This window comes from Campylobacter insulaenigrae NCTC 12927 (assembly GCF_000816185.1).
Lineage (GTDB): Bacteria > Campylobacterota > Campylobacteria > Campylobacterales > Campylobacteraceae > Campylobacter_D > Campylobacter_D insulaenigrae.
Genome location: NZ_CP007770.1, coordinates 1,317,104 through 1,342,275 on the forward strand (window position 1 = coordinate 1,317,104; position 25,172 = coordinate 1,342,275).

The window sequence follows — 25,172 nt, forward strand, 5'->3', positions numbered from 1 at the left end:
TTTAATCTTTTAAATACCTCTTAATATTTCTAGCTGCTTGACGAATGCGATTTTCATTCTCTATCAAAGCAATTCTTACATATTCATCACCTGCTTCACCAAAACCAATACCTGGACTTACCGCGACATTAGCTTTTTGTAAAATTTGTTTTGAAAATTCCATACTTCCAAGATGAGCTTTATTTAAAGGGAGTTTAGCCCAAACAAACATACTAGCATTAGGTTTTTTTAAATTCCACCCTGCTTGTTCAAATGATTCAATCAAAACATCCAATCGTTTAGCATAAACTGATCTAATAGTCTCAACACAAGATTGATCCCCATCTAAAGCAATAATAGCGGCTACTTGTATAGGTGTATACATACCATAGTCAAACCATGATTTTATTTTTTTAAGAGCACCAATTAAACGTTTATTTCCCACCATAAAACCCACACGCCATCCTGCCATATTATAAGATTTTGAAAGAGTATAAGTCTCTACTGCTACATCTTTTGCTCCATCAACTTCAAAAATTGAAGGTGTTTTATAAGAACCAAAAGTCAAATCTGCATAAGCAATATCAGAAATAATATAAAATCTTTCTTTTCGTGCTAAAGCAACCAATCTTTCATAAAAACTCTTTTCAACTGTTACTGTAGTGGGATTATGTGGAAAATTAACAACTACATATTTTGGACGAGGCAAACTCTCATATAATGTCTTTTGTAAATTTTCAAAAAAAGTATTTTCATTTAATTCATAATTTTCATTAAAATCAAAATTCATCGTTGCAACATTACCACCTGCTATGATAAAAGCTTGCGTATGTATAGGATAAGCTGGTGTTGGTACTACAGCGACATCCCCAGGATTAATAATCGCTCTAGCTAAATTAACAAAGCCTTCTTTTGATCCCATGGTTGCAACCACTTCACTTTCAGGATCTAAATCAACATTATACTTGTTTTTATACCACCTACAAATGGCAAGTCTTAATTTATATATGCCAATAGAAGCTGAGTAACCTGAAGTTTTATCTTTATTAGCGCTTTCACAAAGTTTATCTATAATATGTTGTGGAGTTTTACCGTCTGGATTTCCCATAGAAAAATCTATAATATCCTCTCCTGATCTTCTAGCTGCCATTTTAATGGCATTGACTTCTGAAAAAACATAGTTTGGGAGTCTTTCTATAGTATTAAAATGAATCTCTTCAAACATTATTCACTCCTTATTTTCTTAGATAAATTTTTAAACCTCTTTTTATATTATCTAAACTAAACATATCTCCTATAATAGCATATTTTGCGCCAAGTGGAATATTTAAAATAATATCATTTTGCTTATAGGTATTTTCTACGCCTTGAATAAAATTTAAATTCTTATCTAAAAATTGAATTTTACAAAACCAAGAATCGTAATTATGAGCGCCTAGTTCTAAAGTTTTAGCACCTTGTAAATCTACTATATATTCTCTTAAAGGTTTTTGTAATTGAACAAAAGTATTCAATGGTATTTGAGTGTTTACTTTTGCTTTAACTTTAGAAAAATCAAGCTCATATTCATAGTGTATTTCTGAAATTTTAGAAATATCTTTAATAAAAACTAAATTTGCAAGCAAAGCTTTGTAAAAAACTCCAGGATCAAGCATATATTGTGAATCAAGTGAAAGTTTATAGGTAATATAATTTTCTCTTAATGTAAATTCTATAGGGATAAAATATACATAACCTAATTCATTCAAAGTATCATTAATAATTTTAAAAAAAATAACAGCATCAGCTTGAGCTTTAAAAGAAAAATTTATTTTTTTTGGCTCATTGAAAATAAAATTTGACAACGCATTTGTTTTTAGTATCTGAGAAATTGTATAGATATCAACATTGCCGTAATTATCTTTATACGAATTTTTCGCAAAAAGTAATTCTAATTTTGCATTTTTAGAATTATCATTAACTATGTGTTTAGCTACTTCTAAAGCACTTAATGCAAATAAATTTATACTAAAAATTATCAAACAAAAGAAAATTTTTACCATAATTTCCCTCTATTTTCTTTAATAAATTCAGCCTTAGTAATTTGCCTAATCTTTCCATCTTTTATTATCAAAAATTTAGAAATACCGTTTTTAAAATCTAAAATATTATTATTTTCATCATTTAAAGAAAAAGCTGCATGTCCTGTAGTAATTAACATATCTTTTTTCAAAGAAAGTACATAGTCATTTTTAATTATTTTAGAATTTTTTTGAAAAGTTTTTAAATCAACCATTCCTAACCATAGTTCTGCACTCGGCTTGATAATACTTTCTTCTAGCATAGGCAATTTTTCAGTATCTTTAACATCCATATTTTCTTTTACTATGCTTGTATTATCATCAAATACATCCAATGATTCAAGACTATCTTTTTCATTTATATTTAAATCATTTTTAGTCAAATTTTCCTCTATAAAATATTCTTGTATAGATAAATTTGAGGAGTTTTCATCGTTTGTTTCTTCAATTATAATCTGTTCTTGATTTAAAACATTTGTTGTATTATCATCTATCATCGAACTTTCAAAAAATCTAGAGACTCCAAAAGCCCCAAGAATTATCAATACAACGATAATAATAACAACAAAAAACCAAAAATATGAACCTTTTTTAGTATAAGAACTCATTCTTGGACAAACTTGAGCATGGTTTTTTTTCTCTGCCCCATTCTCAATAAGATATGCTTGATATTCTTCTAAAAAATCCGTAAAATCAAGTTCATATTCTCTTTGTAAAATTTTAATAAATCCATTGATATTAAAACGAGATAGAGACTTAAAATCTTTTTTTATAATAAACTCAAGACAAATTTTTTCTATCTGTGTTCTTTTTTGAACTTCTACTAAATTTAAATCTTCTAACTTTTTCCAACTATCCATTGATCATCCTATCACAAAGTATCGCAAATGCCGCACTTACATTTAAACTATCAAAGTCATTATGCATTTTTATTCCCACACATTCATCGCATTTTTTCAAAATTTTAGATGGTATCCCAAAACCTTCACTTCCCATAATCAAAACTTTTTTGTCTTTAGGTGTAATTTGATGGATATTATTGCCACCACTTGCACTTGCATAAATATAAAATCCTTTTTGTTTTAATTCATTTATCATATTTAATATATCATCATTTAAAGCTATTTTCATATCTAAAGCTGCACCGCTACTAGTTCTAATCACACCATCTACAGCTACACTCTTAGTTGCTAAAATCACACCTTCAGCACCCAAAGCATAAGCGCTTCTAATAATAGCTCCAATATTTCCAACATCGCTAATATTATACAAAATAACAATAAAATTTTTGTCTTTTAGCTCATTAAATTCACAAAAATCAAATTCTTTAATATCCATTAAAAAACCTTGATGATTACCGCCTCTAGCTAAACTTTGAGCGTTTTTAAAATCAAGTTTTTTAATTTTTTTAGAGCATTTGGTTATTTTTGTAAATTCACTTTTTTCGCATTCTTTTGCTAAAAAAATTTCATTGATTTTGTCTTTATGTTTTTCTAAAATATAAAAAAATACTTGTTTACCATAAACTATCATTTGTCAATAATAACTAAATTCAACTTAAAAGCAGTTTTTGATAATTTTCTTTTGGTGACTTTGCATTTATTTTTGAAAGCAGTTTAGATTTAACTTTAAGAGGCAAATCAAGCTCTAAAATATCTTCTTCACACAAAATATTTTGATGAAATTGGTCTATTTTTGGTGCAATTACTACACACCATTCACCTCTTAAATCCATATTTTTAAGATTTTCTAAAACTTTGCACGCATTAGCTTTAAATTTACTTTCAAACTTTTTTGTCGCTTCTTTTATTATAAAAACTTCTCTAAGAGAATCTATATTGCTGATTTCTTCTATGAGATTAATTATTCTAGTAGGAGCTTCATAGATTATACTAGGGTAAGGATTTAACATCAATTTTTCTATATCTTTTTTTCTCTGAGCACCCTTATTTGCCAAAAACCCCATAAAAATAAATTCTTTTAAACAAAGACCACTAGAAACCAAAGCAAGCAAAGCTGCATTAGATCCTGATAAAACTTCATATTTTATATTATTTTTTATAGCATATTCAATTAAAATCTGTCCAGGATCACTAATACCTGGCATGCCTGCATCACTCATATAAACAACATCTTCTTCAAAAAAATCTTTATCAATTGAATTTAAAAAAGTTTTTTCATTATGAGTATGAAAAGCTAAAATTTTAAGTGGCTTTATAGCAACATTAAATCTGTTATTAAGTAAATTAATCAAAGATTTACAAACTCTCGTGTCTTCACACAAAAAGAGCTTGCATTTTTGTAAGATTTCTAAAGAATGGAATGAAATATCGTTTAAATTTCCTATGGGAGTAGGAACAAAATAAAGCATTATTGCATTGCGTATTTTTTCTTAAATTTTTCAACACGTCCCGCAGCATCCACAATTTTCTCACTACCTGTAAAAAATGGATGACAATTTGAGCAAATATCAACTTTTATTTCTGCTTTATTAGATCTAGTAGTAAAAGAATTTCCACAAGCACAACTTACTTTACACTCTACATATTCTGGATGAATTTCTTTTTTCATTATCTATCCTTTTTTAAACATTAAGGCATAATTATATAAATTTTTATATAAAAAATAGATAAATTTAAGCAAGAATTTAAATTATAAATTTTGACGCTAGAGCTATAATAGCAGTTTGTGCTTTTAACACAAAAGGAGTATTTAATTTAGCTTTTTGAAAACATTTAGTTCTTTCTAGCTGAGAAAATCCGCCCTCAGCTCCAACTAAAAAAACACATTCCAAAGGGTTAAAATTTAATAAATTTTCTCCTTCAAAATCAATTAAAACTATATTTTTGTATTTTGACTGAAATTGTTCAAAGTTTTTATATATTTCCAGTTTCAACAAAGAATTTCTACCGCATTGCTGAGATGATTCAATAAGAATCTTCTCCATTCTCTTTTCATCTAATCTAAAATTTCTCTGGGAATATTGCATATAAACCAATGAAAGTTTTTCAACCCCTAATTCATTTAAAAAAGGTAAGGTTTTTTCTATAACCTTTGGATCAATCACCGCTAAAGCTAAATGGAGTTTTGAGTTTTGTTGTATTTGTTCTATTTTTTTTTCTTTTAATACAAATAAGAAAAATTTTTTTTCTAACTGCACACATTTATATATGTAAGTAAATTTATCTTTGAAATTTTTAAAAGCAACTTCATCTTCTTCTTTTAAACGCCTTGCCTTTAAATGTGAAAATGTTTCATTTTCTATTTTTAAATACTCCTCACCACTTTGAATATGATATAAAAATCTCATTAAAAATAAAACTTTTGAAATAAATAAGGTACAAAAAGTAAAAATATATCAGCACATAAAATGAAAAAACTTAAAAATCTAAATTTAGCATAACGTTTATATATTCTTGCTTTTTTAAACAACACAAATTGATAAATTGCGAGTGAAAAAATAAAAATCCATGCAAGCCACATTAGCAAAATATATAAATTCATATCAAAATGTTTTAAAGCCCAGAGCAAGTTACCGGTAAATAAAACTATAGCTAAAAATAAATAGTAAATTGGTAAAAATAAACGAATCCTTCTAATAAAAATAAATTCTTGTGAAAAAGAACTTTGAGTTAAATATAAGTAAAACAACATCAAAAAACCACTAGTATATAAACTATAAACATGGAATGCTAGAAAAATATGATAATTTTGATCCATTATTTATTACCCTCGAGTTGTATTTTCATCTTTAACTTCATCATCAACAGGTAAAGGAAGTGTATCATCATTTATTTGTATGTTAGAATCACTTTGTTCAATCTGCACATTTTCTGTTTGCACTTCTTGAGAATTATCTTTTTTCTCCTCACTTGCGCAAGCACAAAACAACAAAATAATAAAACTTAATAAAATTTTTTGCATTAAACCTCCTTTTGATTAATAAATACAAAATTTTTATCTTTAAGATTGATATAAAAATTTTTATCTTTCCAATCATCTTGTATAGCTTCTGAAAATTCTATATCTTCTAAATTTATCTTAGGTAAAAATTCGCTATAGGCGTCTTCTTTAAATCCTTGTGCATAACCTGTCCTAGTTTCATGCACTATAATACTTTGTAATTTTACACCTTGCTCTCCATTAAACATTTTAGTTTTTTGAAGTAAAGTATCTATAAGTATAAAAAAAACTCTTACAAAATTTTCAGCACTTACATTGACAGGCAAAATTATCCATCTTTTAGAATGTCTTTTCATATCTTTTAAATATTTACTGTCATCATTTTTAAAAAGTGTAATTGCATGGTCAAAGCTATCTATAATTTGCCTGATTCCATCTTTTAATAACCCAAAATCATATACCATTCCAGCGTTATCTAAATATTTGCTTTCTAATAAAACTTCAACTTTATAAGAATGACCATGTATGCTAGTTTTACATCTTTTAGAACTACAAAATCTTACTATATGAGCATTTTCAAATTCAAATAATTTTCTAATAATCATACGCCTTCTTTATCTCCCCACACCCTAATATGCAGTCTATCAGAGTAATTATATCCATTTTTTATACAAAATTCAGCAACACTTAAGGCATTTTTAGAAATTTCTTCTCTATTAGATCCCATCGGCATACAATAAACTTCATTTTCACAAATTGTCAAAATTTCTCTTATTTCCTCTTGTGCTTGATGATTAAATATAAAATCTTCATCCAAAACAAACTTATAAAAGCTACCTTTGGCATTTTTTTTAAATGCTTGTAATGCTTTTTTGTTAATTCTTTTTTCTTTAGATACTCCACTATTACTTAATTTTACCCCTAAAGAAAAATAACATTTTTCATATACAGGATATTTCTTAAAATCAATTTCTATGCTAGCATTAGTTTCAAAATGAAGTAAAAAATTTTGTTCCAATAAAAGTTTAATCCACTTAAGAAATTCTTCATTTTTATAATAAAGTAAAGGCTCTCCACCAGTAATAACTATGATAGGATTAAAATCTTTTTTTAAAAAAATAACCTCATTAAACAACTCTTGTGCAGTATATTTTTTATAAGTAGATGCAAAATTCTTCGTAAAAACAGCCCTAATAGTATCACAACCTATAAGAATGTTGTCATCTTTTTTTTTACTAACTCCAAATCCAATGCAGTTAAAATTACATCCTGCAAATCTTACAAAAATAGCAAGTTTACCACTATAAGCACCCTCGCCCTGAATACTTAAAAAAGTTTCAACAATTTCCACTTATCCACCTGTTTGATAAAACGCTCTTGTAGAGCTTTTATTGTCTTCGTGATTCCATCTATTTTTTTCTGATTTATTTTTAATTACTGTCTTTAAAATTTCACAAGCACCCTGAATATCTTTATTCTTTATAGATTTTTTAATACTTAAAGCTTCATCATAATACAAACAAGGTATCAAAAGTCCTTCTGCTGAGAGTCTTATACGATTACAAGTATCACAAAAATCATGACTGTGTGGATCAATTATACCAAAACGATAACCATCATCAAGCTCATACAAAGAAGCTGGCGCATTAGGAAGCTTTTCACAAGCTTTAAAAGAATATTTCTTTGCAAGGATATTTAAAATATCCTTAGACTTTAAACCTTTTAAATCGCCGTAAGCATGATAGTTTTCCATAAATTCTATAAATCGAATTTGACAATTTCTTTCTTTAGCAAATTCCAACAGTTGAATAAATTCAATATCATTAATATCTTTTAATGCTACTGTATTAAATTTAATTTTAAAGCCAACCTTTAAAGCTTCTTCTATGCCACTTAAAACCTCTTTAAGTATGTTTTTCTGTGCTAATTTGAATGCAGTTTCTTCCTTTAAAGTATCTAATGATATGTTAATTCTTTTCAATCCGGCTTTTTTTAATTCTTGCGCTTGTTGTTTAAGCAAAGATGCATTAGTTGTAAGAGCTAAATCAATATCTTGTTTATATTCACTAATCATAGCAATAAATTTATGTAAATCTTTTCTAACCAAAGGCTCTCCGCCAGTAATTCTTATTTTATTAACCCCTTCATCAATACACACCTTAACAAACATAAATAATTCTTCAAACGAGAGTAAATTCTCTTTTGCACTCCATTCAAAAGGTGTTTTTGGCATACAGTATAAGCAGCGAAAATTACATCTTTGAGTTACAGAAATTCGCAAATAATCAATCACTCTACCATAGCTATCAATCAACATAAAAAAACCTCTTTTATAAAAGTTTGTTAAATTTCAAAATCAACTCAACTCTACCAGTCCCTATACGCAAATCCTTAGCAATTTGTTCTATAGATTTTTTTTGCTCAAACATTTCTATTACTTTTTGCTCTTCATTATCATAACTTGGGCTTAATTTTGTAATGCTTTGAGTTTTTTGTTCTAAATTTAAAAGTCTATTTTTTTGCTCACTTTGAAAATCATCAATTACTTCCTCAACTTCCTTTAAGGCAATAAGTATAGGTGTAATGCTTTGATCAATTTTTGCTTGTAAAATTTGCATAAGTTCTTCTTTAATTGATTCTACATCAAACTCTTCCTTAGGCTCTTCTTCTTCACTTTCTTTTTTTAAATAATGATATTGTTTATTTAAATCTTCTATAATTTTTCCCAATTCATTAATTTTAGCCACATGCTCTTTTTCACGTATAAACATATAAGCAAATAAAGCAAATATTAAAAGCACTACAACAAGGCCCAATAAAACATCCACGCTCATTCACTTTTCTCCTTTAGCATCTTAATCATTTCTCTTTGCATGTCTACAACAAAATTATTGTAGATACATTCATCCTCATTTTTTATTTGAATTATTTTTCCTTCTTTTTTATTTAAACCCTTAAAGAAAAAACAAATTTTCTGCCCATAAAGCTCTATTTTTGCATAATATTCTTCACCACACTGTAAACATTCTTCTTTAAATTTTAAATGAGAAAAATGGATACCTTCTAACATATAATTTTTACCCAAATCAATAGATAAATCGCTTTTATTTATATCATTTTTAAGCATAAAAAGCTCTTGTTTTAAATCCAATAATAAATCAAAAATTAATTGTTCGCCTTCGCTAAATTCTATTCTAGAAGCAAGTTTTTTCCATTTACTTAAATTCACAAGATTATTTGATGTTAAATAATCTTGTAAAAATTCATCATGTCTTATCTTGCTTTCTTCAAAATTAAGATTTAAAGAACACTGGAAAAAATTTAATTCCATAAAAGATCAACCCAAATAAAAATAAAAAATATTATGCTTAAATAGCCATTTAACGTAAAAAATGCTTTATCTATTTTGGAAAAATTTTTTCTAACTATTTTATGTTCTAAAAATAAAATTAAAGCACTAACGATTACTCCTGCAAAAGCTATATTCCCAGTTGGAGCTACCCATACAAATAAAAACCAAAAAAGTACTGCTAAAACATGACAAAATGCTGAAAGAAACAATGTAGCCTCAGATCCAAATTTTGCAGGAATAGAATGTAAACCTACTTTTTTATCATAATCCATGTCTTGCAAAGCATAAAGCAAATCAAATCCAGCGGTCCAAAATGTGACCCCCAAACACAAAATAACGCTATAAATTTCAATTTTTCCAAGTATAATCACGCTCCCTGCAATAGGAGCTAATCCTAAACAAAATCCAAGCACTAAATGTGCTAAAGAAGAAAATCTCTTAAATGCTGAATAAATTGCAAGTATAAACAAAACAGGCAAAGACAAAGCAAAAGCTAATTTGTTAATAAAATAACTCGATAATACAAAAATAATAGCATTTAAAATAATAAAAAGCAAAATACTGCTTTTACCTATACGCCCATCCACACTAGGTCTATTAGCACATCGTGGATTGTTTCTATCAATATCTTCATCCATTAAACGATTAACAGCCATTGCAAAATTTCTAGCACTTACCGCACAAATAATTCCTAAAAACAAGGCCTTAAAACCTATCCAAGTGCTATTATTTAACATTACAGAAGCCACAAACATCGATACAAATAAAAAAGGTAAAGCAAAAATAGAATGCTTAAAAACAATTAAATCTAAGATATCTTTTATTTTGTTTTTATATAAATCCATTTTAACTCTTTAAATATATTTTTGTTATGATTTTACTAAAATAAATTTAAATTTAGGATATTTTTACGATGTTTTTTGAATTTGCACTCATAGGAACTACAGCCAGTGGTAAAACAGATCTTGCTAACACTCTTGCTAAAGAATTTGATGCATGCATTCTAAGCCTTGATAGTCTTTGTGTGTATAAGCAAATCAACATAGCATCAGCTAAAACTGATGAAAAAATTATAAATCAACTCAAATATTTTGGAGTTAACTTAATTAATATTGATGAACATTTTAACACAGCTTTATTTTTTGAAGAATATAAAAAAGCTAAACAATACGCTATGCAAAATAACAAAATTTTAATCATAACAGGAGGAACAAGTTTTTATCTTAAAGCTTTAATGGATGGTTTAAGTGATAATTTTAAAGAAAGTCAAAGTTTGCTTAACAACAATGAAATTTATACCTTAATGCAACAAATTGATAAATATTCAACGATAGAAAAAAATGATACTTATCGTTTAAAAAAATGGCTAGGAATTTATGAACAAACCAAAAAAATACCTAGTGAAGTTTTAAAAGAAACTCGTAAAGATCCTTTAATAAAAAATTTGGAAATCTATGATATTACTTGGGATAAAAAAACATTAGAAAAACGCATTATTCAACGTACACAGAATATGCTAAAAGAGGGTTTAATAGATGAAGCAAAAACACTTTTTCAAAAATTTGATAAAAATTTAAAAGCATTAAATTGTATAGGCTTGAAAGAATGCAAAGATTTTTTAGACAATAAAATTACCCTAGAAAAATTAGAAGAACTTATTGTTATACATACTAGACAACTTGCAAAAAGACAAAGAACATTTAATAAAAAATTTCATAAAACTGATATTTTATTTAAAGATGCTTATAGGGTATTAAGAGAAAAATTACTAAATTTTTCTCATTAAGGCGTATTTAAAATACTAATTTTTTCTTTGCATAAATTTTGCCAATCGCTAGTAGAATTAATATCTACACATTTTTGCAAGCTATTTTTTTGATTTTGAGTTTGATTTAAATCTTCGTAAATATTACTTTGCATATAAAAAGCTCTAGCTCTTTCATCAGCCTTTAGAGGATTTGCTAATAAATCTTTAAACAAACCTAATGCTTTTTGCTTTTGATTAGTTTGAGTCAAAGCTTTAATATACATAAATTCTAAATCTGGCGAAAAAAGATTCACGCCTTTTAAATTTTGGTAATCTATAGCCTTTGGTGCATAAGTTAAGATATTAGTAATAAAATCGTTTTTTTCACAAAAAAGTAAAAACTCATAATAAAGTTCTACCATGCGATAATTCATAGGAAATTGCTCTAATCTTTGCAAAGTTTCCACCATAGCATTATAATCTTGAAGCTTAAGTTGAGCTAAAAATTTAATATAATATGCTTCAAATTTTTCATCATCACTAATAATAGATCTAGTAGTTAAAACACTCTCGACAATTTTAACAACTTGCTTATATTGCTTATCTTTCAAAGTAAGATCTGCGTCTTGAAGTTTATAGTAAATCACATCATCTTGCTCATTTTCAGCAATATATTTTTTAGCTTCTTCGATACGTAAAGTTCTTTTAAAACATGCTAGCATTTGTTTTTTATTATAAATTTTGCTTCCAATATTATATTCTTTAAAGCGATCATATATATCAATAGCTTTTAAACATTCATCGTTTTTTAAATCTTGAGTTAAGACTTCTATTGCTGATTTTTCTAAAATATCTTTTGCTTCTTTATTAGAATATTTTTCTATATCATTTTTATAAGTAATAATTTTTTCATAATTTTTCTCTTGAAAATATAGTTTTATATTATCAAATAAAGCCTGACTTGAAATTTCACCTACATATTTATGCATAATTTCTTCATACTTTTCATGCAAATATGTTGCATTTGTATCTTTTAAATACAAAAAATTCTTATCTTGAGTTTGCTTTACAAGTGTTAGATATTCTCCCATTGGAAATTCTTCTGCATAAAGTTCTAAATATTCTTCAGCTTTATCATACTCTTTGTTATTGAATAATGAGAAAGCTAAATCTTTTAAAACTCTTTCATAATCTTTTTCAATTTTTGTCAAATGCAAAAATATATATTCATAAATTTTCGAACTGATATCATAAATTTTATTATTATCTAAAATTTTTGCCAAAATTAAAGAATTTGATAAATCACTCATAAAAAATTTAGGATTAGATTCTAAAATTTTAATAGTTAAATCTCTAGCATCATTAATATTCTTTTGCTCTAAATAATCTTTAGCTAAAAACAATGCTGCTCTACTTGCTAAATCTGCATTCGAAGTTGAATAGTAAACTTCCTTATAAATGTCCACTGCTGTATTTTTTTTACCAAGATTATATAAATAATCTGCGTAATCTAACATAGCCATAATAGTATAAAAATCATTCTTATGTTCTGTTGTTAAAAGATTAATAGTATATTCGACATTCGATCTTTGTGATAAACCTATATAAATCCTCATCATAATATACATAACTTCGGTAAAATTTTTGTCATTTACATAAGTTCTTGTCCAATTTTTAGCATCATCTAACATTTGTCCTAAAATTTGCTGATCTTTATCTAAAGTATAGGTATAAAGTTGATTTTGCGCTCTAAGTTTATACAACTCAAATTCATTCATAAAAATACTACCTTGATATCTTTTAATAGCATTAATACTATCTCTTAAAACTTGATCGTATTTTTTAGCTTCATATTCTTTTTTAATGCTAAAATAAGCGTTAAAATCTGCACTTTTAGTGCCTTCTATGGGATTTGAATTTAAATCCAAAGCACCTATGAACGGCATTAAGGCATCGTTAAAATAAATATTAAAATCAAGTCCATCATCAACTTGATCTTTTTTTATATCTTTTGTAAAAACAAATACAAAATGTTTCGCTGAATTTGGATTTGGATTAAAAATTTCTTTAGTATCAAAAATATCTTGAGAATAACTACGCATTTTTGCAGGAATTTTTGGAATGATTATAATATCTAAATAAGTCTGTTCTTTTTTAAATTTTATCGAAAATTCATCAAATTCTTTATTTTGAAATTGTATATTACTAGTACCAATAATTCTGCATTCAAAAAAATTTTTATCCGATTCAAAGCTGCTCTTACAAGTAAAATTTTTGTCATCTTTTAAATGCAAGATGCTAAAAGGAATTTTAGCATCTTCACCTTTATTTATAAGGATTTCAAAAGAAAATATATAGCTAATACTTAGCAAGAGTAAAAATAGTATCCTTATCATAGATGTGATTATAGCAATATTATTTTACAAAAGCAAAAATACCCGTACATAAGCTTCCTATAAGACAAAAACATAAAATTATTTTTTGTCTTAAATATAACTGCTCGCCTTGAAAACAATCAGATTTTTTGAAAAATATATAAATCAAAATTTTTAAATAAGCATAGAGCATAATCATAGAACTAATAGCTATCGCAAATACGATAATATAATAGCCAGAAGTTAAAATGGAAGCTAAAATTAATAATTTACCCCAAAATACTCCAAAAGGTGGAATACCTGCGATACACAAAATCAACAAAGCGATAATAATTGACAACATAGGTCTTTTATTAAATAATCCTGCAAAACTTTCATAAGAACTTTCTTTAAACAAACTCAATGCTAAAAATAAACCATAATTAGCAAATGCAAAAACTATCCAATACAAAAACAATGCAGATATTGCCATTAAATACAAAATACCACCATCTTGAAAATTTAGATTAATTTCTGAAATTATAGCCGCTAATATAAAAGATGAATGTGTCACAGAACTATATGCAAGCATTTTTTTAACATCATTTTGAACTAAAGCTACAATACTAGCAATCAGCATAGAAAATATTGCTAACAGTGCAACTATGTATTCAAATTTGACCCCTCCACCTAAGGCAGAAAAAATCCTTAACACAACTATAATCATTGCTATCTTTGGCACTACAGATATAAAAGCCACAAAAGTGGCATGCGCACCATAATATACATCTTTTAACCAAAAATGAAAAGGAGCTATAGATAGTTTAATTCCTATTATAACCAAAAACATAACTCCAGCGCTTAACAAAATGGGGTTAGAAATATGCTCTGAATTTACTAAATCAAGTAAATCCAAAGATTTAGTATTTAAATAAACAAAAGCACAAGCAAAGGCAAAAAATCCTGCACCAATAGCTGCAATAGTAAAATATTTGATACTTGAACTAATTGCATTATGTGTTCTTCTTAAAGCTATTAATGTATAAAGTGCCAAAGAAGAGCCTTCTAAAGCTAAAAAAATTACTATCAAATTTGTGCTTGAAACCATTAAAATCAAACAAGCTATCATAAATAAAAATAAAGGGAAAAACTCAACTTTTTTTTCTTTCATATCCATGATAAGATAAAAAATGGAAAAAACCACTATGATTATCTGCGCAAATATAGCATAGTTATCACTTATGAATAAACCAAAAAAAGCATCGGCATCACTCAATTTAAATCCATTAAACATACCTAAAAGCAATAAATTCCCTAAAAGAGCTATTACACTAACACTTGTATAAAAATTTCTAGAAAGTTTTGTAAAAATACTTAACAAAAGTAAAGCAACAGCCCAAAAAAACAAAGATAGTATTGGCCATAATAATACAAAATTTAATTTTTCAATACCAAAAACACTCATCATAAACCTCTTACACTATCTATAATTTTTTGATTTTCTAAAATATTATTTTTCATTTGCATCGTCTCAAAAATAACATTTACATTATCCGAAATTTGTTCAAGTATAAAACTAGGTGCAATACCAAAACAAATTATAATTACACTCAATAAAATTAAAACAAAAATTTCACTTTTACTGAGCTTAAATTCTACTTTATCCTCTTGAATTTGTGGGGAAAAAAACATATTTCTATAAATATTTAACATATAAATAGCACCTAATATAATCACAATACCTGCTAAAAGTGCATACCATAAACTAATTCCAGCAATACCCTGTAAAATCAAAAATTCCCCAACAAAAGAAATACTTAATGGTAAAGAAATTGATGAAAGCATTAAAATTCCAAAAAATAGACTATACAAAGGAGATTTTTTAGCTAAATTCTTATAAAAATCAATTTCATAAGTGTAATATCTTTGATATAACATATACGCAGCTAAAAATAAACCACCTGTAACAATTCCATGAGCAAACATATAAAATATAGCACCGTTTAGTCCATTGTGAGTAACGGTAATAATACCCAAAATCACAACTGCCAAATGCGAAATAGAACTATACGCTATCAACTCTTTTAAATCTTTCGTTTTAAACGCTATTAATGCTGCATATAAAATACCTACAATACACAAAACAACTAAAATAAAATGATAATGATTTAAAACATCTGGAGTTAAAGGTAAAATAAACGTTATTATACCAAAAGGTGCCATTTTAAAACTAACTAACATTACAGAAACTAAAGTAGGGCTTTTAGCATATACTGATGGCGCCCAAGTATGAAAAGGAAATAAAGGACTCTTAATAGCAAATGCTATGAAAAATCCTAAAAAAATCAAATTTTGCGCATATTCAGGTATAAAAAAATCACTCTTATACCACTCAATCAAATCAAAACTCCAATAACCAAAACTTTGAAAATATAAATATCCTATATACAGGATAGCTAAAAGCATCAACATTGAACCACAAAATGCATAAATAAAAAACTTAATTCCTGCTTGATAGTTACTAGAATACCTTCCTATAAGATAAATCAATGGTATCAACGAAAATTCCCAAAAAATATAGAATAAAATAGCGTCTAAGGAAGCAAAAAGCCCCATCATACAAAATTCCAGTATAAATATACTAATCACTATACTTTTATCTTGAATTTTCAAACATACAAATGATAAAAAAATCATTAAAGAACAAAGTAACATCAAATATAACGCTATAGCATTTACGCCTATGTGGTAATTCATAATCAAAAAAGAAAAACCAAATTCATAAGCTATTCCATCTTGATATTTGTAAAGCAAAAATAAATTCAACACAAGAATAAAAAAACTTACTAATATAGCAAAGATTTTACTTTCATCTTTTTTCAAAAACAATGCTATGCAAGCAGCAAAAAATGGAAAAAATATCAACGAATTTAACATATTACACCACCAATACTAGACAAAATAAACAAATAAATGCCAAGATAGAAATTCTCAAAATCAAAGAGAAATCTCCTTTAATTGCTATATCTTTTGCAAATACTTGTAAAAATTGAGCTACACCATTTACAATAGCATCTAACACTTCTTTATCATTCTTTCTTAAAAATTCACAAAATAAAGTATATTTTTGAACTAAAAATCGATGATAAAATCTCGGGATATAATATTCATTAAATAAAATCTTATATATACTTGTTTTAGCTAGTGAAGGCTTAAACCAATCTTTCCAATAAGCAATAATAGCTAATAACACTCCAAAAATAGCCGCTGCAATAGCAAGTTGCATCACTAAGAAATTTTGTGCTTGAATCAAAGCCAAATCTGAACTTATAAAATCCATAAATTTATGCTCAAATAAACCAGCTACAACAGCAAGTAAAGCAAGTGGACTCATAGCTAACAATGCTATTTTACTAGCTTCATGAGGGTGTTCTTCGTGTCGTTGTGGAGTAAAGAAAACAAGCATCAAAAGTCTAAAGCTATAAAATGCTGTCATAAAAGCTGAAATTAACAATACCAAAAATATTCCGTGGTGATGGCTTATAAAAGAAAAGCCTAAAATTAAGTCTTTAGAAAAAAATCCAGCAAAAGGATAAATTCCAGCTAAAGCTAAAGAGCCTATGAGCATCAAAATAGCACTAAAACGCATACTTTTATAAAGTCCACCCATTTTACTAATATCAAGCTTATCATTCATAGCATGCATTACATTTCCTGCACCCAAGAACAATAAAGATTTAAAAAATGCATGAGTTACTAAATGAAATAACGCTATCGCATAGGCTCCAAGACCAGCTGCTACAAACATATAACCAAGTTGTGAAAGGGTAGAATAAGCTATAATTCTCTTTAAATCTTTAGCTACCATAGCCATAGAAGCAGCAAATAATGTCACAAAAGCTCCTAATAAGGCTATAAAATAACCAACTTCACTTACTTGTAAATACAGTTCACCAGCACGGATAACCAAATATACTCCAGCAGTAACCATAGTAGCCGCATGAATTAGAGCCGAAACGGGTGTTGGACCCGCCATAGCATCAGCAAGCCAAGTGTGAAATGGAAATTGTGCTGACTTACCCATAGCTCCTATAAAAAGTAAGATAGCAATTAAAGTCAGAATTTTATTATTTTCATAATTTGACGTTATTAAATTAAACACGTCATCGTATTTTAAGGTACCAAATTCTAAATAAATTAAAAAAATTCCCAAAAGTAAAGCCAGATCCGCTATACGATTCATTATAAACGCTTCATTAGCCGCAAAAGTATACTTTTCATTATGAAACCAAAAGCCTATTAAAAGCCAAGAGCAAACTCCAACTCCCTCCCAGCCTATAAATAATCCTAAAAAATTATCACTCATTACTAAAAACATCATAGAAAAAACAAAAAATCCAAGATAACTAAAATAGCGATTAAATCCTTCATCTTTTTCCATATAAAATATACTATACAAATGCACACAAGCTGATACTACACCCACCACACACATCATTGTCAAAGTAATAGTATCGATTTTAAAACCAAATTTAACATCAACTAAAGATATCCAAGTGCCTAATGCAAAGTCAAAATGAGCATTATTGATTAATAAATAAATTGAAGAAACAGCAGAAACTAAAACTAAAATGAAGGCAAGATATCCTAAAAAAAAATTTTTAGGCTTAAAAGCAAAAATTCCTAAAATCAATGCAGAAATTAAAGGTGTAAAAAGCGAAATTAAAGCTAAATTTTGCATTTATCATCTCCTTTTTCTACTAAAGAGCTTAATTGAAGAGTCTGTGTCTTCCTATACCATAATACACAAAGTGCAATTCCAACAGCAACTTCGCAAGCTGCTATGCCCATTATAAACAAAGCAAAAATTTGTCCTTCAATATCATTATGAAAAGCACCAGCTGTTACCAAGGCTAAATTAGCTGCATTAAGCAAAATCTCACTAGATATAAAAAGCATGATTAAATTTTGGCGTTTTACAATCCCTATTAAACCTATAACAAACATTAAAATGGCAACTATATAATATTTTTCAAACATCATTGCTCATCCTTTTGTGTATTTTTTTGTGTTAGAACAATGGCACAAATTAATGCAATTAACAATAAGACAGCCATAAATTCAAAAGCCAACATATATTTAGTAAATAGTGCTAAGCCGATTTGTTGTATAGATGTAAGATCATAAGCAATATCTTGCTTAGTATTGTCCATATTATGGCCCAAAATAACGGCTATAAACAAGAAAGTACTAAAAATAACGATAACAAAAATTTTCTTATCTTTTATTTTTTCTTTAACTTTAGAAGAAGCATCAAAAAACATCATAGCAAAGCTATAAAGACCTAAAATAGCACCACTATAGACAATAATTTGTATCACTCCAATAAATTCAGCATTTAACAAAAAATAAAATCCACTTAAAAAAATCATAGCAGCTGCCAAAGAACTAATAGCATAAAGCATGCTAGTACTTAATACACTTACTAAAAAAAATCCCAATACCAATATACTCAATATATAAAAGGCCAATGTTTCAAACATTTTCTTCCTTTGTATTTTTTCTTTGCAAATCTACATCATAATAATTTGGAGTTTTCTTGACTAAATCATCTGCATCTTGTCTTAAGCTACCACTACCTTGAAATACTACTTGATTTTTCAATTCATCAATAGGAGTTAAAAAATCTTGTTTTTGTCCAAAATATGATCTTTGTTCTGCTGCATTTTCATACTCTTTTCCATGAACTATAGCAAGTTCAGGACAAACATCAGCACAAAAACCACAATAGATACAACGCCCTAAATTAATACTATAATTTTCTACTTTTTTACGCCCATCTTCTGCTAAAGATGTTTCCATTCTTATACAATTGCTGATGCAAATTTTTTCACATAAACCGCATCCTATACAACACTCATTTTCACTTTCTATAAAACGCATTAAACGATGTACCGCACGATATCGATCATCTAGAGCAACTTTTTCCATAGGATATTTAATTGTCGCACTATTATTTCTCTTTAACATTTCTCTCAAAACCACATATAAGCCAACAAAAAGTTCAGTATTTAAAGATCTCTTTACAACTTGTATAAATTTTTCATAAGCACTTTGAGGATTTTTACGCTCAAAGTCTATTTTAAAATAACCTTTTTTCATTATTTTTCCTATATAATAAGCACCAAAGCACTAACTAATAAATTTAAAACTGCTAGAGGTATTAATATCAAATAACACATTCTCATAACTTGATCAGGACGTAATTGAGGAAAAGCTCCCCTAGCCCAAAAATACCAGAAAAATACAAAAGATACTTTTAAAAGCATCATAATAGCACCAGGTATGATCCAAAAATCATTAAAACCACCTAAAAATAAAAGAGATATCATAATAGCACCAGTTATCATGGCAGTATATTCGCCTATAAAAAACATACCCCATCTAAGCCCTGAGTACTCCGTACCATAACCAGAAACAAGCTCGGTTTCATTTTCACTTAAACAAAGCGGAGTTCTATTAGTTTCTATGAAAATAGCTATAACAAATAAAACAAAAGCTAAAGGTTGTTTAAAAATAAGCCATGACAACAAGCCATTGCTTTGATAGTTATTAATATCTATTAAGGATAAAGATCCTACTAACATCACCACACACACCAATGAAAGCCCTGCAACGCTTTCATAAGAAATTATAGAAACTAAACCTCTAACTCCACCCAATAAAGACCATTTATTGTGACTTGCCAAACCACCTAAAAAAATAGCATAAAAACTGATTCCGCCCATACCTACAACAAATAATAAAGCTACATTGATATCAGCTATAATAGGGCGAATCACTCTCCCAAATAAAGTAAATTCTGGAAAAATAGGTATAGCAGCAATAGCCACAAAAGAGCAAATGGCTGCAATCAAAGGAGCAATTAAAAACACTATTTTTTGTGCATGAGTTGGCACAATATCTTCTTTTGTAAAAAGTTTGATCATATCAGCAACAACTTGAATCAAACCAAAAGGTCCAACCATATCAGGACCTAAACGACGGTGAAAAAATGCTAAAACCTTTCTTTCAAGGTAAGTTGCAATGCCAGCCAAAGTTGCAAAAACAGCTATAACAAGAATACACTTAATGACAGTTTCTATGATAAAAAATGTAAGATCACTCATATTTTTACTCCTGTTTTTTCAAGCCAAAGTCTAATATAACGTGAATTTTTAAATAAGTCTTGAGTATTTATTTTACAATCATAATCACCCAAATAAGCAGCATTTTCTAGATGTTCATCAGTTTTTACACTTAAAGCAAGTTGTATATATTGATTCTTTAAAATTACACTTTCATTTTGAGCCAAACCAAATTTTTCCATCAAATCAGCTGATAAAAATAATACCCCAACTTCATTAAAAGCTTTATTGCTCAGTTTTCCAAATTGATGAATAGGATTTGCAAAATATAAATCCAAATTCCCTTCTTCGCAAAAACTATGTTTTGTTTGCAACACTTTTTTTTCTAAATTTAAATTTGAAAAATCAAGTTCATAGCCTCTATGATTCTTTCCACCATTATCATAATAATTTTCTAAATCATCGAAACAAATGTCTTTGAAACCTTTTTCTTGAGGTAAGTATTTAGTATAATCTATAGTATATTCTTTATCAAAACCTAAAGCATTAGCTAAATCATTTAAAAAATAACCTTTAAATTCTACGGCTGCATTGGTAGGAACTACTCTTTTGTCATAATTAACAAAAGTACCTTCTTGCTGATTTAAACTCGAACTTGCAAGATCATAATGACCTTCATATGAAAAAGAAAAATCTCCTACTTCGTTATAACCAAGTGTTTTACCTTCTTTGTAAGTATCTTGTAAATCGCAAATCAAACTCACACCTAAAGTATTAGTGCAAGTTGGTATTAAAAATACTTTAAAATCAGTATGTTTTTGTATTAAAGCACATAATTTTGCTAATTGTAAATTCTTTTCATCATAGTAAAAATCACTTCCAATAACCAAAGTAAATTTTTGCTTTTTAGTCAATAAATTTTCTAAATTATCCTCATTTAAACCAAGAATTTTTGCATAATTTGATCGTTTTACTTCTATAGTTTTTGTAACTTTTTTAGGAATTTGTTTTTTTATTTCTTCAATAACAACATTACCATTATCATCTTGACTTTCAATCTTTTCAATAATTTCCTCTGTAATGGTTTCTTCAATTTCTTTATTATCTTGATAATAAGCATTTTCGAGTAGATTTTTTAAATCTTGTGGAAGATCTTTCGCAAATTTTTGCAAAAGAAAAAGCAAAATATTTTCATTATCTTGATAATTATGATTAATTTGCAAAAGATTTTTAGAATATTTATCTACTCCTTTATCTTTTATAGGATGAAAATATAAAGCTGCTCCCTTATTCATAACCAAAGCATTATTGATTTTATAACTAAGAGTTGGAGAATCATATCTTAAAAATGAACCTGCAATAATTAAAAAATCACTTTGTATAACATCATCACTATTTGCATTATACATATCACCTATTTCATGATAAAATACATTCAAAAAATCTTGAAAGGATTTTGCTTCATTGTTAATTAAATTTAAATTGAATTTATTACTTATATTTTGCAAAATTAGAGCTTCTTCATTTGTAATAAAACTGTTAAATTTAATATTTTTTATCTCTTCATCTCTAATCATATTTACTAATTTTTCAAAAGCTATTTGATCTTTATTTTCTACTTCATTTTGAATATTAAAGCCGTATCTTGCTGCTTTATTAAGTGTTGCAAATGCAAAGTCATTACTTACTCTATAAATTTTTTCTTTTTGATTATTAATGCTTGTTTGTTTGATATCATAGTACATTAACTCACAATCGCTAGAATGTGGGTTACTTGCTGGAATTCTTTTTAATTCCCAAGCATTTGAGGTATATTGAAAAGAAGCACCTACCAAAGCTCCGGTTGGACAAACACTAGTGCATTCCCCACAAAAAGAGCAATTAAGCATATCTCCACTACTTGGAGCTATTAAACTTTTTTGAAATTTAGTCCAAATAGCAAGAGCATCTTTACTCATACTTTCTTTGAAACTCGCATCAGGAGCATCAGAACCCCTAGGAATAGTTTTCAAAGCGCTTTCTCCTATTTTATCTTTACATACTGTTATACATCTTTCGCAAACTATACAAAGCGCAGGATCATAATTAATTTCACCCCATTTTTTATGTTCTTTATGCGTGTCTTTAATCCAATAATTTTGTACATTAACCCTAGCTTTATGCGTAAAATTTTGAAGCTCACATTCTCCTGATTTATCACAAACTCCACATTGTAATGGGTGATTAATACAATAAGCTTGCATAATAGCATTACGCTCATCCCATAAATTCGACAAATCACTCTCTACAACCATACCTTCTTTAACTTTAGTATTACAAGAATATACTTTTTTACCATCTGCTTCTACCATACACATACGACAGGCCAAAGTAGGAGAACAACCATTAAGATAACAAATTGCTGGGATAAATATATCATTTTTTCTAGCTACATTTAAGATATACTCGTTTTCATTTGCTTCACATTCTATACCATTGATGATGACTTTCATTTTATAACCTTAATCTGAGCTTTCGCAAAAGCAAATACATCGCTTTTATAATCATACAAAGCTACAGTGCCTTTTAAATTTGTATCAATTTTTACTTGTGTATTAAAAACTTTATTATTAAGTTTTAACTCTATAAAATCTTTATCTTTGACTTTAGCTATCAAAGCAAAAGAAGGTGAACAGTGTAAACTTGATTCTTTCAAAGTGCTTTTTAATACCACAATACCATCAAAATTATCAAGCTCTAAAAGCTTATCAAAATCTTTTTGTATTTTTAATTCTTCACACTGTTCATCACTACAAATTAAATCTAAGCTAAAATTTTGACAAAGTTTTACCAAGAAAAATTTAATATTTTCATAATCTTTATGTTTTTTTAAATTCTTATCAAAAATGATACATCGAGCATTTTGTAGAAATTCTAAAATTTCCAATGCTTCCTCTTCTCCAAAACAAGATTCTGCACTCAAGTATCCTTCATCTAAATCATCAAATCCATTCATACTCATTTTACACAATAATGCTAAAACAAAAGAGATGCTGGCTATTTCGCACTTATAAAATGTAGCATTTAAACTAGGGTCTTGAATACAAGAAATATTAATATTTTTACTTTTATTTAATTTTGTATTTAAATTTGGATTTTCTAAAGATAGTAAATCTACAAAGCATAAAGCATTTAAACCTTCTTGATATGCAGCTAATTGCATTCACCAACCTTTTTTAAAACTATGGTCCAATCTGCTTGATTAAATTTCAAAGAATTTAAAAGTTCACAATTTTGTTCTTTTACAAAAGCAAAACTTTTTTCTACATTAGAAAAATCCCCTATTTCAAATAAAACAACTAAAACTTCGCCATTGTAAGCTTTTTCAATAATCATCTTAAGATCAAAAAATAAATCTTTACTTTTTCTCAAATCCACGCGTCTCATCGATCTATCTCACCTAAAACGATATTTATACTTCCTAAAATCGCCACAGCATCTGCTAGATACGATCCTACAAGCATTTCTTCTAAAAAAGCACAATGAAAGAAGCTAGGAGTTCTAGCTCTTAATCTATAAGGTCTACCGCTTCCATCTGAATGAATAAAAAATCCAAGTTCGCCTTTTGGACTTTCAGTTGGTACATAAACTTCACCTTTTGGTGGCTTTAATCCCTGAGTTACTAAAACAAAATGTTGCATCAAAGAATAATTTTGAGTCATAATTTGTTCTTTTGATGCACTTACATACTCAGGATGATCACATAGAATTTGAGGAGGAGTATCTTTATATAAAGTAGCACATTGAATAAGAATTTTTAAACTTTCTCTAAATTCTTGCATATAAACCTTATATCTAGCATAAGAATCACCCATTTTTGCAACAGGCACTTGAAAATCTATCTCTTCATAAAGCAAATAAGGTTCTTCTTTTCTTACATCATAGGCTATCCCACTTCCTCTTAACATAACTCCGCTACATCCCCAGCTCAACGCTTGTTCTTTGCTTACAACACCTACGTTTTCAGTCCTTGCACGCCAAATTCTATTATCATCAAGCAAGGCTTCATAATCTTTAATATCATTTGGAAACTTATTACAAAATGCCAAAAGTTCTTCTAAAAAACCATCAGGTAAATCAAGCATTACTCCGCCAATCCTCATAGAAGAATGAGTTAGTCTCGCTCCACAATATTTTTCTATTAAATCAAGTACATATTCACGCTCTCTAAAACAATATAAAAATACAGTCATTGCTCCAATATCTAACGCATGAGTCGCCAACCACAATAAATGTGAAGCAATGCGATTTAACTCAAGCAATATCATTCTTATCACACTTGCTCTACGAGGTATTTCTAGGCCACAAAGCTTTTCAACGGCAGCTACATAAGCATAATTATTTGCACTTGCAGCAATATAGTCCATTCTATCAGTAGTTGGTATAAATTCCTGATAAATCATATTTTCAGCCATTTTTTCCATACCGCGATGCATATAGCCTATACAAGGACTAGCTTTAGTAATCTCTTCTCCATCAAGTTCTAAAATGAGACGTAAATTTCCGTGAGCACTTGGATGTTGGGGTCCAAGATTTACTATCATGGTGCCATCTTCTCGTTCAAAACTTATGTTTTCATAATAAGGTTTTAATTTAGTAGAAATTTGCATT

27 protein-coding genes and 1 pseudogene are annotated in these 25,172 nt (G+C 27.9%); 1 reads left to right on the forward strand and 27 read right to left on the reverse strand.

The window, feature by feature from the left end:
* Nucleotide 1: 1 nt before the first annotated feature.
* The 15 genes and pseudogenes from CINS_RS06765 to mqnP all read right to left on the reverse strand — a co-directional run bounded on the left by CINS_RS06765 (nucleotide 2) and on the right by mqnP (nucleotide 10,139).
* Nucleotides 2–1,204: an LL-diaminopimelate aminotransferase gene (locus tag CINS_RS06765; protein WP_039650976.1), complete on the reverse strand. Its 1,203-nt coding sequence runs from the start codon at nucleotides 1,202–1,204 to the stop codon at nucleotides 2–4.
* Between the two features lie 10 nt (nucleotides 1,205–1,214).
* Nucleotides 1,215–2,021 (reverse strand): hypothetical protein, encoded by an 807-nt coding sequence (locus tag CINS_RS06770; protein WP_039650978.1) that lies wholly within the window; start codon nucleotides 2,019–2,021, stop codon nucleotides 1,215–1,217.
* Between the two features lie 664 nt (nucleotides 2,022–2,685).
* A pseudogene (locus CINS_RS08095) lies at nucleotides 2,686–2,899 on the reverse strand (helix-turn-helix domain-containing protein); the annotation flags it as partial.
* Nucleotides 2,892–3,572, reverse strand: a complete 681-nt coding sequence (gene rlmB / locus CINS_RS06780) for a 23S rRNA (guanosine(2251)-2'-O)-methyltransferase RlmB (RefSeq protein ID WP_039650982.1) — start codon at nucleotides 3,570–3,572, stop codon at nucleotides 2,892–2,894. The gene rlmB and the pseudogene CINS_RS08095, both read right to left, overlap by 8 nt.
* Nucleotides 3,573–3,591: 19 nt before the next feature.
* A complete protein-coding gene (gene rsmI, locus CINS_RS06785; protein ID WP_039650984.1) occupies nucleotides 3,592–4,410 on the reverse strand; it encodes a 16S rRNA (cytidine(1402)-2'-O)-methyltransferase in 819 nt (272 codons plus the stop codon).
* Nucleotides 4,410–4,610, reverse strand: a complete 201-nt coding sequence (gene rpmE, locus CINS_RS06790; RefSeq protein WP_039650986.1) for a 50S ribosomal protein L31 — start codon at nucleotides 4,608–4,610, stop codon at nucleotides 4,410–4,412. Before rpmE ends, rsmI begins: the two co-directional genes overlap by 1 nt.
* 76 nt (nucleotides 4,611–4,686) lie before the next feature.
* Complete coding sequence (locus CINS_RS06795) at nucleotides 4,687–5,349, reverse strand: 16S rRNA (uracil(1498)-N(3))-methyltransferase (protein WP_039650988.1); 663 nt, start codon at nucleotides 5,347–5,349, stop codon at nucleotides 4,687–4,689.
* Nucleotides 5,349–5,759, reverse strand: a complete 411-nt coding sequence (locus CINS_RS06800; RefSeq protein WP_039650991.1) for a hypothetical protein — start codon at nucleotides 5,757–5,759, stop codon at nucleotides 5,349–5,351. The genes CINS_RS06795 and CINS_RS06800 overlap by 1 nt, the downstream gene beginning before the upstream one ends.
* A 6-nt stretch (nucleotides 5,760–5,765) precedes the next feature.
* Nucleotides 5,766–5,963, reverse strand: coding sequence for a hypothetical protein (locus CINS_RS06805; RefSeq protein ID WP_039650993.1), 198 nt, complete (start codon nucleotides 5,961–5,963; stop codon nucleotides 5,766–5,768).
* Complete coding sequence (locus tag CINS_RS06810; RefSeq protein ID WP_039650995.1) at nucleotides 5,963–6,547, reverse strand: 6-pyruvoyl trahydropterin synthase family protein; 585 nt, start codon at nucleotides 6,545–6,547, stop codon at nucleotides 5,963–5,965. Before CINS_RS06810 ends, CINS_RS06805 begins: the two co-directional genes overlap by 1 nt.
* The gene (locus CINS_RS06815) at nucleotides 6,544–7,293 is read right to left on the reverse strand and encodes a 7-carboxy-7-deazaguanine synthase QueE (RefSeq protein WP_039650998.1); all 750 of its coding nucleotides are present in this window, start codon (nucleotides 7,291–7,293) and stop codon (nucleotides 6,544–6,546) included. The genes CINS_RS06810 and CINS_RS06815 overlap by 4 nt, the downstream gene beginning before the upstream one ends.
* Nucleotides 7,294–8,259, reverse strand: coding sequence for a GTP 3',8-cyclase MoaA (gene moaA / locus CINS_RS06820; RefSeq protein WP_039651000.1), 966 nt, complete (start codon nucleotides 8,257–8,259; stop codon nucleotides 7,294–7,296).
* 13 nt (nucleotides 8,260–8,272) lie between these two features.
* Nucleotides 8,273–8,776 carry a DUF6115 domain-containing protein gene (locus CINS_RS06825; protein WP_039651002.1) on the reverse strand — a complete coding sequence of 168 codons (504 nt, stop codon included), beginning with the start codon at nucleotides 8,774–8,776 and terminating at the stop codon, nucleotides 8,273–8,275.
* Nucleotides 8,773–9,273 carry a hypothetical protein gene (locus tag CINS_RS06830; RefSeq protein ID WP_039651004.1) on the reverse strand — a complete coding sequence of 167 codons (501 nt, stop codon included), beginning with the start codon at nucleotides 9,271–9,273 and terminating at the stop codon, nucleotides 8,773–8,775. Before CINS_RS06830 ends, CINS_RS06825 begins: the two co-directional genes overlap by 4 nt.
* Nucleotides 9,264–10,139: a menaquinone biosynthesis prenyltransferase MqnP gene (mqnP, locus tag CINS_RS06835; protein ID WP_039651006.1), complete on the reverse strand. Its 876-nt coding sequence runs from the start codon at nucleotides 10,137–10,139 to the stop codon at nucleotides 9,264–9,266. The genes CINS_RS06830 and mqnP overlap by 10 nt, the downstream gene beginning before the upstream one ends.
* A gap of 68 nt (nucleotides 10,140–10,207) precedes the next feature.
* Here mqnP and miaA point away from each other — a divergent pair, with 68 nt between their 5' ends.
* Nucleotides 10,208–11,080 carry a tRNA (adenosine(37)-N6)-dimethylallyltransferase MiaA gene (miaA, locus tag CINS_RS06840; RefSeq protein WP_039651008.1) on the forward strand — a complete coding sequence of 291 codons (873 nt, stop codon included), beginning with the start codon at nucleotides 10,208–10,210 and terminating at the stop codon, nucleotides 11,078–11,080.
* On the opposite strand, the gene CINS_RS06845 is transcribed toward miaA, so the two are convergent.
* From CINS_RS06845 to nuoD, 12 genes are read right to left on the reverse strand one after another with little or no spacing between them, the layout of a single operon-like run.
* Nucleotides 11,077–13,413 carry a tetratricopeptide repeat protein gene (locus tag CINS_RS06845; RefSeq protein ID WP_052251990.1) on the reverse strand — a complete coding sequence of 779 codons (2,337 nt, stop codon included), beginning with the start codon at nucleotides 13,411–13,413 and terminating at the stop codon, nucleotides 11,077–11,079. The genes miaA and CINS_RS06845 overlap by 4 nt on opposite strands.
* 43 nt (nucleotides 13,414–13,456) lie before the next feature.
* Nucleotides 13,457–14,860: an NADH-quinone oxidoreductase subunit N gene (locus CINS_RS06850; RefSeq protein ID WP_039651010.1), complete on the reverse strand. Its 1,404-nt coding sequence runs from the start codon at nucleotides 14,858–14,860 to the stop codon at nucleotides 13,457–13,459.
* Nucleotides 14,860–16,332: a complex I subunit 4 family protein gene (locus CINS_RS06855; protein WP_039651012.1), complete on the reverse strand. Its 1,473-nt coding sequence runs from the start codon at nucleotides 16,330–16,332 to the stop codon at nucleotides 14,860–14,862. The genes CINS_RS06850 and CINS_RS06855 overlap by 1 nt, the downstream gene beginning before the upstream one ends.
* A 1-nt stretch (nucleotide 16,333) precedes the next feature.
* A complete protein-coding gene (gene nuoL, locus CINS_RS06860; RefSeq protein ID WP_039651015.1) occupies nucleotides 16,334–18,136 on the reverse strand; it encodes an NADH-quinone oxidoreductase subunit L in 1,803 nt (600 codons plus the stop codon).
* On the reverse strand, nucleotides 18,124–18,435 hold the full coding sequence (gene nuoK / locus CINS_RS06865) for an NADH-quinone oxidoreductase subunit NuoK (protein WP_039651464.1): 312 nt from the start codon (nucleotides 18,433–18,435) through the stop codon (nucleotides 18,124–18,126). The genes nuoL and nuoK overlap by 13 nt, the downstream gene beginning before the upstream one ends.
* A complete protein-coding gene (locus tag CINS_RS06870; protein ID WP_039651017.1) occupies nucleotides 18,435–18,938 on the reverse strand; it encodes an NADH-quinone oxidoreductase subunit J in 504 nt (167 codons plus the stop codon). The genes nuoK and CINS_RS06870 overlap by 1 nt, the downstream gene beginning before the upstream one ends.
* Nucleotides 18,931–19,557, reverse strand: coding sequence for an NADH-quinone oxidoreductase subunit NuoI (gene nuoI, locus CINS_RS06875; protein ID WP_039651019.1), 627 nt, complete (start codon nucleotides 19,555–19,557; stop codon nucleotides 18,931–18,933). Before nuoI ends, CINS_RS06870 begins: the two co-directional genes overlap by 8 nt.
* Nucleotides 19,558–19,565: 8 nt before the next feature.
* The gene (nuoH, locus tag CINS_RS06880; RefSeq protein WP_039651021.1) at nucleotides 19,566–20,564 is read right to left on the reverse strand and encodes an NADH-quinone oxidoreductase subunit NuoH; all 999 of its coding nucleotides are present in this window, start codon (nucleotides 20,562–20,564) and stop codon (nucleotides 19,566–19,568) included.
* Entirely contained in the window at nucleotides 20,561–23,014 is a 2,454-nt protein-coding gene (locus CINS_RS06885) for an NADH-quinone oxidoreductase subunit G (RefSeq protein ID WP_039651023.1), read from the reverse strand. The genes nuoH and CINS_RS06885 overlap by 4 nt, the downstream gene beginning before the upstream one ends.
* Entirely contained in the window at nucleotides 23,011–23,724 is a 714-nt protein-coding gene (locus tag CINS_RS06890) for a hypothetical protein (protein WP_039651025.1), read from the reverse strand. The genes CINS_RS06885 and CINS_RS06890 overlap by 4 nt, the downstream gene beginning before the upstream one ends.
* Complete coding sequence (locus tag CINS_RS06895; protein ID WP_039651027.1) at nucleotides 23,715–23,948, reverse strand: NADH-ubiquinone oxidoreductase subunit E family protein; 234 nt, start codon at nucleotides 23,946–23,948, stop codon at nucleotides 23,715–23,717. The genes CINS_RS06890 and CINS_RS06895 overlap by 10 nt, the downstream gene beginning before the upstream one ends.
* Nucleotides 23,945–25,171, reverse strand: coding sequence for an NADH dehydrogenase (quinone) subunit D (gene nuoD / locus CINS_RS06900; RefSeq protein WP_039651029.1), 1,227 nt, complete (start codon nucleotides 25,169–25,171; stop codon nucleotides 23,945–23,947). The genes CINS_RS06895 and nuoD overlap by 4 nt, the downstream gene beginning before the upstream one ends.
* Nucleotide 25,172 lies beyond the last annotated feature (1 nt).

Excerpts from the sequence above, each read along its gene's own strand:
- nuoI (WP_039651019.1), bottom strand. The coding sequence starts at position 19,557 with ATGAAAAAAGGTTATTTTAAAATAGACTTTGAGCGTAAAAATCCTCAA.
- moaA (WP_039651000.1), bottom strand. The coding sequence starts at position 8,259 with ATGTTGATTGATAGCTATGGTAGAGTGATTGATTATTTGCGAATTTCT.
- CINS_RS06855 (WP_039651012.1), bottom strand. The coding sequence starts at position 16,332 with ATGTTAAATTCGTTGATATTTTTTCCATTTTTTGCTGCTTGCATAGCA.
- CINS_RS06895 (WP_039651027.1), bottom strand. The coding sequence starts at position 23,948 with ATGAGACGCGTGGATTTGAGAAAAAGTAAAGATTTATTTTTTGATCTT.
- rpmE (WP_039650986.1), bottom strand. The coding sequence starts at position 4,610 with ATGAAAAAAGAAATTCATCCAGAATATGTAGAGTGTAAAGTAAGTTGT.
- CINS_RS06885 (WP_039651023.1), bottom strand. The coding sequence starts at position 23,014 with ATGAAAGTCATCATCAATGGTATAGAATGTGAAGCAAATGAAAACGAG.
- miaA (WP_039651008.1), top strand. The coding sequence starts at position 10,208 with ATGTTTTTTGAATTTGCACTCATAGGAACTACAGCCAGTGGTAAAACA.
- CINS_RS06795 (WP_039650988.1), bottom strand. The coding sequence starts at position 5,349 with ATGAGATTTTTATATCATATTCAAAGTGGTGAGGAGTATTTAAAAATA.
- nuoH (WP_039651021.1), bottom strand. The coding sequence starts at position 20,564 with ATGAGTGATCTTACATTTTTTATCATAGAAACTGTCATTAAGTGTATT.
- nuoD (WP_039651029.1), bottom strand. The coding sequence starts at position 25,171 with ATGCAAATTTCTACTAAATTAAAACCTTATTATGAAAACATAAGTTTT.
- rlmB (WP_039650982.1), bottom strand. The coding sequence starts at position 3,572 with ATGATAGTTTATGGTAAACAAGTATTTTTTTATATTTTAGAAAAACAT.
- CINS_RS06870 (WP_039651017.1), bottom strand. The coding sequence starts at position 18,938 with ATGTTTGAAACATTGGCCTTTTATATATTGAGTATATTGGTATTGGGA.
- CINS_RS06765 (WP_039650976.1), bottom strand. The coding sequence starts at position 1,204 with ATGTTTGAAGAGATTCATTTTAATACTATAGAAAGACTCCCAAACTAT.
- CINS_RS06810 (WP_039650995.1), bottom strand. The coding sequence starts at position 6,547 with ATGATTATTAGAAAATTATTTGAATTTGAAAATGCTCATATAGTAAGA.
- nuoL (WP_039651015.1), bottom strand. The coding sequence starts at position 18,136 with ATGCAAAATTTAGCTTTAATTTCGCTTTTTACACCTTTAATTTCTGCA.
- CINS_RS06800 (WP_039650991.1), bottom strand. The coding sequence starts at position 5,759 with ATGGATCAAAATTATCATATTTTTCTAGCATTCCATGTTTATAGTTTA.
- CINS_RS06805 (WP_039650993.1), bottom strand. The coding sequence starts at position 5,963 with ATGCAAAAAATTTTATTAAGTTTTATTATTTTGTTGTTTTGTGCTTGC.
- CINS_RS06890 (WP_039651025.1), bottom strand. The coding sequence starts at position 23,724 with ATGCAATTAGCTGCATATCAAGAAGGTTTAAATGCTTTATGCTTTGTA.
- mqnP (WP_039651006.1), bottom strand. The coding sequence starts at position 10,139 with ATGGATTTATATAAAAACAAAATAAAAGATATCTTAGATTTAATTGTT.
- CINS_RS06770 (WP_039650978.1), bottom strand. The coding sequence starts at position 2,021 with ATGGTAAAAATTTTCTTTTGTTTGATAATTTTTAGTATAAATTTATTT.
- CINS_RS06850 (WP_039651010.1), bottom strand. The coding sequence starts at position 14,860 with ATGAGTGTTTTTGGTATTGAAAAATTAAATTTTGTATTATTATGGCCA.
- CINS_RS06825 (WP_039651002.1), bottom strand. The coding sequence starts at position 8,776 with ATGAGCGTGGATGTTTTATTGGGCCTTGTTGTAGTGCTTTTAATATTT.
- rsmI (WP_039650984.1), bottom strand. The coding sequence starts at position 4,410 with ATGCTTTATTTTGTTCCTACTCCCATAGGAAATTTAAACGATATTTCA.
- CINS_RS06830 (WP_039651004.1), bottom strand. The coding sequence starts at position 9,273 with ATGGAATTAAATTTTTTCCAGTGTTCTTTAAATCTTAATTTTGAAGAA.
- nuoK (WP_039651464.1), bottom strand. The coding sequence starts at position 18,435 with ATGTTTGAAAAATATTATATAGTTGCCATTTTAATGTTTGTTATAGGT.